General features: G+C 71.7%; 9 protein-coding genes and 1 pseudogene. 8 read left to right on the top strand and 2 right to left on the bottom strand.

The features are described 5' to 3' along the window. Window positions 1-86 precede the first annotated feature (86 nt). A complete protein-coding gene (locus tag ACFV3E_RS37405; protein WP_500539543.1) occupies window positions 87-1154 on the bottom strand; it encodes an alkene reductase in 1068 nt (355 codons plus the stop codon). Between the two features lie 139 nt (window positions 1155-1293). On the opposite strand from ACFV3E_RS37405, the gene ACFV3E_RS37400 reads away from it, so the two are divergent. Next, window positions 1294-1659, top strand: coding sequence for a winged helix-turn-helix transcriptional regulator (locus ACFV3E_RS37400; RefSeq protein WP_500539541.1), 366 nt, complete (start codon window positions 1294-1296; stop codon window positions 1657-1659). A gap of 39 nt (window positions 1660-1698) precedes the next feature. Here ACFV3E_RS37400 and ACFV3E_RS37395 read toward each other — a convergent pair whose 3' ends face one another. Continuing rightward, the gene (locus ACFV3E_RS37395) at window positions 1699-2205 is read right to left on the bottom strand and encodes a signal peptidase II (protein WP_500539539.1); all 507 of its coding nucleotides are present in this window, start codon (window positions 2203-2205) and stop codon (window positions 1699-1701) included. Window positions 2206-2337: 132 nt separating this feature from the next. Between ACFV3E_RS37395 and ACFV3E_RS37390 the strand changes: the two genes are divergently transcribed. The 7 genes and pseudogenes from ACFV3E_RS37390 to ACFV3E_RS37360 all read left to right on the top strand — a co-directional run. After that, a complete protein-coding gene (locus tag ACFV3E_RS37390; RefSeq protein ID WP_500539537.1) occupies window positions 2338-2823 on the top strand; it encodes a MarR family winged helix-turn-helix transcriptional regulator in 486 nt (161 codons plus the stop codon). Window positions 2824-3111: 288 nt separating this feature from the next. After that, window positions 3112-4053 carry a patatin-like phospholipase family protein gene (locus ACFV3E_RS37385; protein ID WP_500539535.1) on the top strand — a complete coding sequence of 314 codons (942 nt, stop codon included), beginning with the start codon at window positions 3112-3114 and terminating at the stop codon, window positions 4051-4053. After that, window positions 4050-5276 (top strand): macrolide family glycosyltransferase, encoded by a 1227-nt coding sequence (locus tag ACFV3E_RS37380; RefSeq protein ID WP_500539533.1) that lies wholly within the window; start codon window positions 4050-4052, stop codon window positions 5274-5276. The genes ACFV3E_RS37385 and ACFV3E_RS37380 overlap by 4 nt, the downstream gene beginning before the upstream one ends. 3 nt (window positions 5277-5279) lie before the next feature. Next, complete coding sequence (locus tag ACFV3E_RS37375; RefSeq protein ID WP_500539531.1) at window positions 5280-5768, top strand: hypothetical protein; 489 nt, start codon at window positions 5280-5282, stop codon at window positions 5766-5768. Beyond that, a complete protein-coding gene (locus ACFV3E_RS37370) occupies window positions 5765-6682 on the top strand; it encodes a hypothetical protein (RefSeq protein ID WP_500539529.1) in 918 nt (305 codons plus the stop codon). Before ACFV3E_RS37375 ends, ACFV3E_RS37370 begins: the two co-directional genes overlap by 4 nt. Before the next feature lie 496 nt (window positions 6683-7178). Next, window positions 7179-10127, top strand: coding sequence for a M14 family metallopeptidase (locus ACFV3E_RS37365; RefSeq protein WP_500539527.1), 2949 nt, complete (start codon window positions 7179-7181; stop codon window positions 10125-10127). 377 nt (window positions 10128-10504) lie between these two features. Beyond that, a pseudogene (locus ACFV3E_RS37360) lies at window positions 10505-10773 on the top strand (ABC transporter substrate-binding protein); the annotation flags it as partial.

Raw genomic sequence — 10773 nt, 5'->3', positions numbered from 1 at the left:
ACCAGAGCGCCGGGCGTGTCCCGGGGAGGGAGCCGTCCGGCGCGTCCGGCTGCGGCGGGCCGCCCGTGGGGCGGCACGCGGGCGGGTCAGACGAGGGCCGGGTAGTCGGTGTAGCCCCGCCCGTCGCCGCCGTAGTAGCTCGCCGGCTCGGGGGTGTTGTACGGCCCCTGGGCCTTGATGCGGGTGATGAGGTCGGGGTTGGCGAGGAACGCCCGGCCGAGGGTGACGGCGTCGGCGATGCCCTCCGCGAACACGTCGGCCACGGCCTCGTGCGGCGGGCGCTCGTCGTCGTACTGGGGGTTGAGGACGAGCGTGCCGGGCCAGGCGGCACGGACCTTGCGCGTCAGGTCGCGCCCGGCCTGCTCGCGGGTGTGGACGTAGGCGAGCGGCAGGTCCGACAGTGCGGTCAGCAGGGCGGTGTACAGCTCGGCGGGGTCGTTCTCGACGATGCCCTGATCGGTGCTGCCGGGGGAGATGCGCAGGCCGACGCGCTCGGCGCCGATGGCCTCGGCCACGGCCCTGACGGTCTCGACCACGAAGCGGATGCGGTTCCCGGTGCTGCCGCCCCAGCGGTCGGTGCGCAGGTTGGCGCTGTCGGAGAGGAACTGGTGAAGGAGGTAGCCGGTGGCCGCGTGGAGCTCCACGCCGTCGAAGCCGGCCGCGACGGCGTTGCGTGCCGCTGACACGTGGTCGTCGATGGTGCCGAGGATCTCCGCGTCGGTCAGTTCGCGCGGGACGTCGTGCTCCTTGGGTCCCTCGGCGGTGTACGTGACGCCGGGCGCCTGTACGGCGGAGGGCGCGACCGGGACCAGGCCCGTCAGGTCCCGGTGGCCGATCCGCCCGGCGTGCATGACCTGGGCGAAGATCGTGCCGCCCGCCGCGTGCACGGCGTCGGTCAGGGTGCGCCAGGCGGCCACCTGCTCGTCGCTGTGCAGGCCGGGGGTCGCGAGGTAGCCCTGGCCGACCCGGCTGGGCTGGGTGCCCTCGGTGATGATCAGCGCGGCCGCCCCTGCCCGCTGCACGTAGTAGTCGACCATGGCGTCGGTGGCCAGTCCGCCTTCGACGGTCGCGCGGTTGCGCGTCATGGGCGACATGAAGATCCGGTGGGGGACCCGGGTTTCCCCGAGGGTGATGGGCTCGAACGGTGCGGTCATCTCAGGTCTGTCCTTGTCCGGTGGAGGATGCGCCAGCCCTGAGGGATAGGGGCTATCCATTGGAAAGTGGCTGGCCATGGGAAAGCTAACAGAGCCCACTCCTGTCGGCAAGCCGCTATCCATTGGTAAGCTTGCTGGTATGAGCAGCTACGAGCCCGACTTCTGCCCCCGGTACCACCTGGCCGTCGAGATGATCGGCCGCCGGTGGGCAGGGGTGATCCTGCGCGAGCTGCTCCGGGGCGCGACGCACTTCCGTCAGATCAGCGACGCCATCCCCGACATCACCGACAAGCTGCTCTCGGACCGCCTCAAGCGCTTCGAGCAGGAAGGCGTCATCGAACGCCACGTACTCCCGACGACCCCGGTGACCATCGAGTACCGCCTCACCGACAAGGGCCGCGCGCTGGAGGAGGTCGTCCGGGAGATCTCGAAGTGGGCCGAGTCCTGGCTCCCCCCCGAGGGCGAGGAGGCTCCCTCCGGCGAGGAGGTCGAGCTGACGGCGTGACGCGCCGCGGCGCGCACCGTGCGCCGCGCCCCTTCGCCGTTACCGCTCCAGCGCCCGGCCCCCGACGCCGCCCGTGACGGCGGCACGCAGCGGGACGCCGCGGAAGGCCTGGATGAGGACGATCACGGCACCGGCGGTGATGCACTGATCGGCGAGGTTGAAGATCCCGGAGTCGCCGATCCGGATGAAGTCCAGTACGGCTCCCCGGCCGAACCCGGGGGTGCGGAAGACGCGGTCGGCGAGGTTCCCGCCGGCACCCGCGAAGATCAGCCCGAGGCCGACCGCCCAGCCCGTGGAGCGTACGGAGCCGGCGACCCGCGCGATGGCCACGAGCGCGACGACCGCCACGAGGGTGAAGAGCAGGGTCGCGCGGGGAGCGAAGGAGCCGGCCGCCCCGGAGTTCCGGAAGGCGGTGAAGGTCACCGTGCCACCCAGGGCGTGCCGGGGTTCGTGGCCCTCGACGACCACCGCGGCGATCGCCTTCGTGACCTGGTCCACGGCGAATCCGGCCGCCGCAACCGTCCACAGCAGATACGCCCGCCGCACCGCCCACCTCCTGATCGCTGGTGACTGCACCGAGCGTACGCGCAGCTCCCGGCGGCGCAGCGGGCGGTCGGAGCGAGGTTTGGTATCACTCGATATGGTATCGAACGATCGGATGGCTGGTAATGTGCGTACATGACTGCCGACACCCCTCGTGGAACCAGCGCCCCGCGTGCGACCGACCGACCCGGGGACACCTCTCCGTTCGCCCTGGGGCTGCTGCTGCGCCGCGCGCACTGGCGCGCGGGTGCGGTGATGGGGGAGGCGCTCCGGCCGCTCGGCATCGAGGTGCGGCATTTCGCCGTGCTGATGGTGCTGGTCGACCGCGGACCCACGGTGCAGCGTGACCTGGCCGCGGCGACCGGGTCGGACAAGGCGGGGATCATGCGCGTCGTGGACGACCTGGAGCGCAAGGGGCTCGCCGTGCGCAAGGCCGTTCCTGGGGACCGGCGGGTGCGGGCGGTGGAGATCACGCCCGCGGGCGTCGAGCTGTTCGACGCGGCCCACGTGGCGGCGGTGCCCCTGGCCGAGCATCTGGTCGCCGAGCTGGGTCCCGGTGAGACCGAGCGGTTGAAGGAACTGCTGACCCGGTTCGCCTATCCCGAGGGCGGCGAGGCGTAAACCTGCCGTAGCGAAGACCGTCCAGCCGCGTGGCGCGCCCGCCACGCGGCTTTCGTCGTTCACCCGCGGATGGTGCCGGCGCCGGCCGGCGGGACGCGTTCACCATTAGTCGCACATAAGACGGTATTGAGTGATACCGTCTTAGATGTAACGAAAATGGTCCGGGTGAGCCCCGGGGATGCCCGGTGGGCGCGGGAGCGCCTGCCGTCCTGACCGCATCCGCGGGGCCGCCGGGTGCAGGCCCGCTCAACCCCTCCGATGCGGTGCCTTGGCGAAAAGAGGTGGATCATGAGGACTGTTCGTGGCGGGAAACCGCAGTCCACGTCGGCGGCCCTGGCTGCCCTTCCCCGTCCCGTGGCCGCGGCGGTGGGCGCCGGCGGCGTGTTCGGGGCGGCGCACGTCGGTGTGGCATATGCGCTGGAAGAGCGCGGATTCGTCCCCGACATGATCGTCGGAACCTCGGTGGGCGCGCTGTTGGGGGCCATGGCGGCCGCCCACCCCGGCGGCTCGGCGGCATGGCTGGAGAGTGTGTGGACCCAGTTGCGCCGTCGTGAGGTGTACCCGCTCGGGTACCCGCCCTCACGGGCCAGCGTCTTCGCCGATCGCGGGCTGCGCCGGCTGATCTCGCGGTCGGGGCTGCCGTCCCGGATCGAGGAACTGCCCATCCCGTTCACCGCGGTCGCCATGGACCTGGACACCGGCGCCCCGGCGCTGCTCGACCACGGCGACCTGGAGTCCGCCCTGCTGGCCAGTTCGGCCGTCCCCGGCATCCTGCCCCCGGTCGATCGCGAGCACAGGACGCTCGTCGACGGTGGAGTGATCGCCTACCTCCCCGTGCTGGCGGCCCTGCAGGCGGGGGCGGCCAGCGTCGTGGCGCTGTCGACCGGGCCCGAGAGCTCACCGCCGCTCCCGGCCGCCCGGCGGCGAGGGGCCGGGGCGGTCGCCGCCAGGGCCGGACTGCTGCTGATGCGCCATCAGATCGAGCGTGATCTGCACGAGGTGTCCCGGCGCATCCCGACCGTCGTACTGCCGACCGGTGTCGAGACCTGGCCCGCGCCCTGGGACTTCGGCCACTCCGAGCGGCTGATCGGCACCGCGCACCGCACGGCGGGGGACTTCCTCGACGGGCTCAGCCTCAGTGGACCGGGCCTGTACCGGACCGACGTCCCTCCGCCGTCCCCGGCCGGCCCGGCCGGGGCAATTCCTCGCGTACCAGGGGGACTTCTGTGAGCACCATCGCGTTCCTCAACGTCGCCATGCACGGCCGGGTCAACCCGACACTGCCCGTGGTCGCCGAGCTCGTCCGGCGCGGCCACCGCGTCACCTACCACACCTCGGCCGCGTTCCGTGAGGAGATCGAGGCCGCCGGCGCCGAGGTGTACCTCTACCCCGGTGGCGACCAGCCGCTCCCCGATCCGCCGACACCGGTCACGTTGCTGGAGGGGCTCGCCCGCAGTGCCGTCGGCCTGCTGCCCGCGGTGCTCGCCGAACTGCGCCGCATCCGGCCGCACCTGATCGTCCACGACAACGCCTGTTTGTGGGGCGCGGTCGCCGCCCGTGAACTCGGCGTGCCCGCCGCCTCGTCGTTCACCACGTTCGCGTTCAACCGGGACGTGCCGAGCCCCACCCGCGGCTCCTGGGACCTGCTGACCGCCGCCGTGGCCCGCCCACGCAGCGTCCGGGGCTACCTGCGGTCGCGCCAGGACCTGCGCCACCACTACGATACCCACGGACTGCCCTCGCTCGACCTGGGCAACATCCGCCAGCCGCTCAACCTCGTCTTCACCTCACGGGCGTTCCAGCCCCAGGCCGAACGCTTCGACGGGACCTACCGGTTCGTCGGCCCCAGCATCGGCGCCCGCCCGGCCGACCCCACCTTCCCCACCGGCCGGCTGCGGGACCCCGTGGTGTACGCGTCGCTGGGCACGGTGTTCAACGCCGACCCGCGCCTGCTGCGCACCCTCGCCACCGCGCTGGCGACAGTGGGGGGCACCGCCGTCGTCTCCACCGGACGCACCGACCCCGCCGCGCTGGGCCCGTTGCCGTCCAACGTGCTCGTCCGCCCCTTCGTCCCGCAACCTGAGGTACTGGCCCGCGCCGCGCTGTTCGTCACCCACGGCGGAATGAACAGCGTCAACGAGGCCCTGTACGCCGGGGTTCCCATGCTCGTGGTCCCGCAGGGCGCCGACCAGCCGATGGTGGCCCGTCGCGTCGAGGAACTTGGCGCCGGATTGTCGATCCCCACCCGGGAGGTCACCGAGAACGCGGTGCGCGCCCGGGCGGGACGCCTCGTCCAGGACCCCCGCTTCAGGGCTGCCGCGGCCGCCCTGCGGACCGCCCAGCGGGCGGCCGGCGGACACCTGGGTGCGGCCGACGCACTCGAGCGGTACCTGCAGGCCGCGGGTTCCGCCGACCGGTCACCGGTCCACGCCCACGTGCGGGGGCGAGGCTGACCCATGTCGCTCGCCGCCATGATCCTGCTGGCCTTCGCCGGGGTGTCCAAAGCCGCCGGGCGCATCCTGCCCCTGGCCGTACGCCGGCCGGGCATGCCGCGCACCCTCGTGGCGGGATCACTGATCGGCGGTGGCCTCATCGAAGCCGCCGTGCTCGCGGTGTGGCCGCTGAGCGCGGCCACGCTGGCCGAACTGGCACTGTCCGCTCCACCGCCGGGCGCCGGACCGGTGTGGACGCCGGGCCTGGCGGCCCCGCTGCTGCTCGCCGGCGTCCTCGCGTTCCCCTGGCTCGGGCCCATGCTCCACCTGCTGCTCTTCGCCGGGGTCGGGGCCGGGCTGGCCGGCCGGCTCGCCACGGCCACCGGCCTGGGCTGGTGGGCCGCCACCGGTTGCGTGGCCCTCGCGGGGACCGGGCTGGGTGTGACGGTCGAGGCCGTCCGACGCCTGGTCGTGCGGATCAGCACGACCGAACTGCTGGAGGCGAAGACATGAGCGGGTACCTGATGTGGGCGTTCGCGGTCGGCACGGCGCTGATCGCCGAAGCGCTGCTGGCCCGTTACGAGGTGCTGGCCTACGGTGCGCACTGGCGTGCCCCCGTCACCGAACTCCCGGACGGCGTTCCCTACGCACGCGGCGCGGCTCCCGACGGCCACCCCGACGCGTACCTCGTCTACCTGGACGGCATCGGCAAACGCCGCGTCCGCGACACCCGCGACGGCGGCCGGCTCGTCGCGGCCCTCATCGCCAGGGCGCCGGAACTGCGGGTACTGGGCCAGGTCCAGCCCTACTCGCCCCTCGCGGAGCCCCTTGCCGAGCGGCCGGTCTGGGCGTGGCTGCGCCGCCGCGTCGCACTGCTGCTGTTCCTGCACAACGTCGTGCAGATCTTCGTCGCCGCCGACCACCGCTACCGCCCCCTGTACAACCGGGCCGTCGGCCGCCAGATCGCCACCCAGCTCCGGCTCGCCGGCTACCCTGCCGGCAGCGGCACCCCCGTGGTGCTGCTCAGCTACAGCGGCGGGGCCCAGGTCGCCACCGGCGCGGTCGACGAGCTGCACGCCCAACTGCGCGCGCCACTTCTGCTGATCACGCTGGGCGGGTTCCACAACGGCGCCAACGACCTCACCCACGCCGAGCACCTGCACCGGCTGACGAGCGCGAGCGACCGCATCGAACGGCTCGGCACCTGGATCTTCCCCCAGCGTTGGCCGCTGGTCCGCGGCAGTGGCTGGAACCGGGCCCGCCGTGCCGGGAAGATCAGCGTGCACCGGCTCGACCCGGCCACGCACGTCGGACCACTCGGCTACATCAGCCCCACCGCACGGTCGTCCGAAGGCCGCAGTCACCTCGACCGCACCGCCGACACCGTGATCGCGGCCGTGCGCGCCCACCATGTGGCGGAGCCATGAGCGACGGCGCGGGCCGCCGTGCCCGGAAGAGCAGCACGAGGAGCCGGATCCTCACGGCCGCGCTCGAACTCTTCGCCGCCAAGGGGTACTCGGGCACCGCGCTGCGCGGCATCGCCGGGCGCGCCGACGTGGGTGGCCTCACTGGGCGTCGAGGAGCTGACGAAGCCGCTCGCCCTCGCCGTCGACGGTCCCCCGGGTCCTGCAGCAGGGGGTGTCGGCGCACCGTGAGCGCGGAACGAGTTATTCCTGCCAATAGCAGGCGCTCGCGACGTACACCTGGGCTATCACAAACCGCGTTCACCGAGATCCCGCTATTCTCCCGACCCCTCGCCCCGGCGTCGGGGCAATGGCGGTCGAATTTCCCGTTGCCCAGTGGGAAATGTCCACTGCCGCGGGCCGCCGACCCCCGGGGCGTGTTTTTCCCGGCACCTTGACGGGCGACCTGACTTCTTATGGGATTGGCGCCTCTGTCCTGGAACGACGTGAAGGGATGCTCGTGAGAACCAGATCCTTATCGATCGCAGCAGTCGGCGCCCTCATCCTGTGCGGTGCGGCCGTGGCACCCATGGCCCAGGCCCGCGACGCGGGCACGGCCGCCGCCGGAGCGGACACCGTCAAGGTGTACCGCGCGGAAGTGACGAAGAGCCAGATCCCGTTGCTGCTCCAGGCCGGCCAGGACGCGCAGGAGCTGAGCGAGCGGCCGCCGGCGCAGGGCACGGCCACGGTCGAGGTGTACCTCACCGGCGAGCAGGCGGAGGAACTGCGGCGCGAGGGCGTGCGGCTCACCGAGCACACGCTCGGCGCCAAGGCCGAGGCACGTGTGCAGAACGCGGCCGACAAGGTGTTCCGCCCCTACAGCGGCAAGGGCGGCATCAAGGAGGAGGTCCTCGCCACCAACCGTGCGAACCCCGGGCTGACGAAGGTCGTCTCGATCGGGAAGACGACGCGCGGGCAGGACATCCTCGCCCTCAAACTCACCAAGGACGCCGCGAAGTCCAAGGACGGCTCGAAGCCCTCCGTGCTGTACATGTCCAACCAGCACGCACGCGAGTGGATCACGCCGGAGATGACCCGCCGGCTGATGCACTACTACCTGGACAACTACCGCACCGACAAGCGTGTCAAGAAGCTCGTCGACTCCACCGAGCTGTGGTTCCTGATATCCGCGAACCCCGACGGCTACGACTACACGTTCCAGAGCGACGACACCCGCCTGTGGCGCAAGAACCTGCGGGACAACAACGGCGACGGCGTCATATCCGCGGGCGACGGCGTCGACCTGAACCGCAACTTCGCCTACAAGTGGGGCTACGACAACGAGGGTTCGTCCCCGAACCCGGCCAGCGAGACCTACCGCGGCGCCGGCCCGAACTCCGAGCCGGAGACGCGGGCGCTGGACGCGTTCCAGAAGCGCATCGACTTCACGTTCGGCATCAACTACCACTCCGCCGCCGAACTGCTGCTCTACGGGGTCGGCTGGCAGGTGGCCACGGACACCCCCGATGACGTCCTGTACAAGTCACTGGCCGGCACGCCGGACAACTCCGCCATCCCCGGCTACCACCCGCAGGTGTCGTCCGAGCTGTACACCACCAACGGCGAGGCCGACGGACACGCGTCCAACGTGAACGGCCTGGCGATGTACACGCCCGAGATGTCGACGTGCCAGACCGCGTCCGACATCGACCCGGACGACCAGTGGGTGGCCTCCGACTGCCAGTCGGGGTTCAACTTCCCCGACGACGAGAAGCTGATCGAGCAGGAGTTCGAGAAGAACGTCCCGTTCGCGCTCTCCGTGGCCGAGACGGCCTCCCACCCCGACGTCCCCTCCTCCTCCGTGGGCCTGGACGCCGCCGACTTCACCCCGGGGTCCTTCACCACCTCCTACGCGCGCGGCCACGACCAGGAGGTCTCGGTCGTCGCCCGGAAGTCACTGCGCGACAGGGAGCTCAACTACCGCGTCAACGGCGGCCGCACGAAGGACGAAGCGCTGCGCTCCTGGCGGGGCGGCGAGACCTACGGCGGTGAGGACAACCTCTACTTCGACGAGTACCGCGCGAAGGTCCGCGACGGGGACGTCGGCGACAAGGTCGAGGTGTGGTTCACCGCCCGGACCAAGAGCGGCAAGAAGGTCTCCAGCGACCACTTCACCTACACCGTGGCCGCCCGTCCCTCGGCCGACACCCTCGTCGTCGCCGAGGAGGGCGCACCCGCCACGCAGACCACGGCGTACGTCGACGCCCTGAAGGCGAACGGCCACCCCGCGGCCGTGTGGGACGTCGCCACCCAAGGCGCGCCCGACGCGCTCGGGGTCCTCTCGCACTTCCGCACCGTCGTGCACTACACGGGCGCGGCCCTGCCGGGCAATCCCACCCAGCTCGAACTGCGCGCCTACCTCAACGAGGGCGGCAAGCTGATCGAGGCGGGCGAGCGGGCGGGCGGCAACGTGGCCCTGGCCGACGGCACCCCCTCGAACGACTTCAGCCAGTACTACCTGGGCGCGTACTCGCGCACGTCGACCACCGGGGCCACCGGCTTCGGCGGCACGGGCGCGCTGGCCGGCTTCACCGGTCCGCTCGGTGCCGCCACCGGCAACCCGCTGGACACGGCGGGCACCTACCGGGTGACCTCCGACTGGCTGGCGCCCGCCACGTTCCCGCAGTTCGCGAGCAAGGGAGCCGGCCGCTACACCGGGTCCGTCGGCTCGGACGCGCCCTACGCGGGCTCGTACATGGCCGCTGCCGTCCACACCGACGACGCCTACAACCGGCTCACCCGCACGATCGACCTCACCGGCGTGAGCGCGGCCGACTCGCCCACCCTCCGCTCCCGCCTCCTGTGGAGCACCGAGCCCGGCTACGACAACGCGATCCTGGAGGTCCACACCGTCGGCGCCGACGACTGGACCACCCTCCCCGAAGCGGGCGGCGCCACCAGCACCACCGTGCCCACCGAGTGCGAGGCCGGGTTCTACATCGGCGAGCACCCGTGGCTGACGCACTACCTGACCCCGGGCGCGGACGGCTGCAAGGCGACCGGCACCTCGGGCGCCTGGAACAGCTTCACGGGCGCGTCCCAGGGCTGGCAGCCGGTGAACTTCGACCTGAGCGCCTACGCGGGCAAGAAGGTCGAGGTCTCGCTCAGCTACGTCACCGACCCGGGCTCCGGCGGCCAGGGCGTCCAGGCCGACGAGACCTCGCTGGTCATCGGCGGCGCGGTCACCGAGACCGAGGGCTTCGAGACCTCCCTCGGCCCCTGGACCGTCACCGGCCCGCCCGCTGGCAGCCCGCCCGCCCAGCGGGACTGGGTGCGCACCGGCCCGCTGACGCAGGGTGCCGTCACCACGGACGACACCGTGCTGCTGGGCTTCGGCCTCGAGCACGTCACCTCGGCGTCCGACCGCGCGGCACTGGTCCGTCAGGCACTCAAGGCACTCCGCCGATGACGCCCCGGCGTCCTCCACGACGGAGCGCGGCGGACGCCGGTCGGTGAACCGGGCGGCCCGTACCCCCTGCGGGTGCGGGCCGCCTTTTGCTTCGGCGGCACGCGGTGCGGGAGATATCCATGGCCGAGCCATTGCACGGCAATTCGGAAGCAAAAAGCGAACGCTTAGTAAGTGGCTTCTGCACGTGTGTCGCCTGGGATTCAAGGCCCGCGACCCGAACGCGCCACCGCTTGCCGCCGTTCGGGCTGGTCACCCCGGGTTCGAGAGCTGTCGGTGGGCCTGGCAGGATGAGGAACCCGGCTGGCGCGAATCCGGAAATTCCTTCTGTATGCGCGTGAGCAGGGATAGGTTCATCGAAAAGTAGTGAGGGAAGTCTTGTGAGGAATCGAGTCCAACGACTGGCGCTCCCGCTCTCCGCGACCTTGACAGCGGTCGTGGTCGCCGGCTGCGGTACGGGAGGGTCGGACGGCGAGGCCTCCGGGAAGTCCGTCACCATGGGGATCACCGACAAGGTGACGGCCGTTGATCCCGCCGCCGGCTATGACGTCGGCTCCTGGATCGTGTTCAACAACGTCTTCCAGTCGCTGCTCAGCTTCCCCAGGGGCGCCACCAAGCCCGATCCCGAGGCCGCGGAGAGCTGCAAGTT

Source organism: Streptomyces sp. NPDC059718 (assembly GCF_042733315.1).
GTDB lineage: Bacteria > Actinomycetota > Actinomycetes > Streptomycetales > Streptomycetaceae > Actinacidiphila.
Note: the sequence above shows the minus strand (reverse complement) of the source record. Positions and strands in the feature narration are given on the sequence as shown.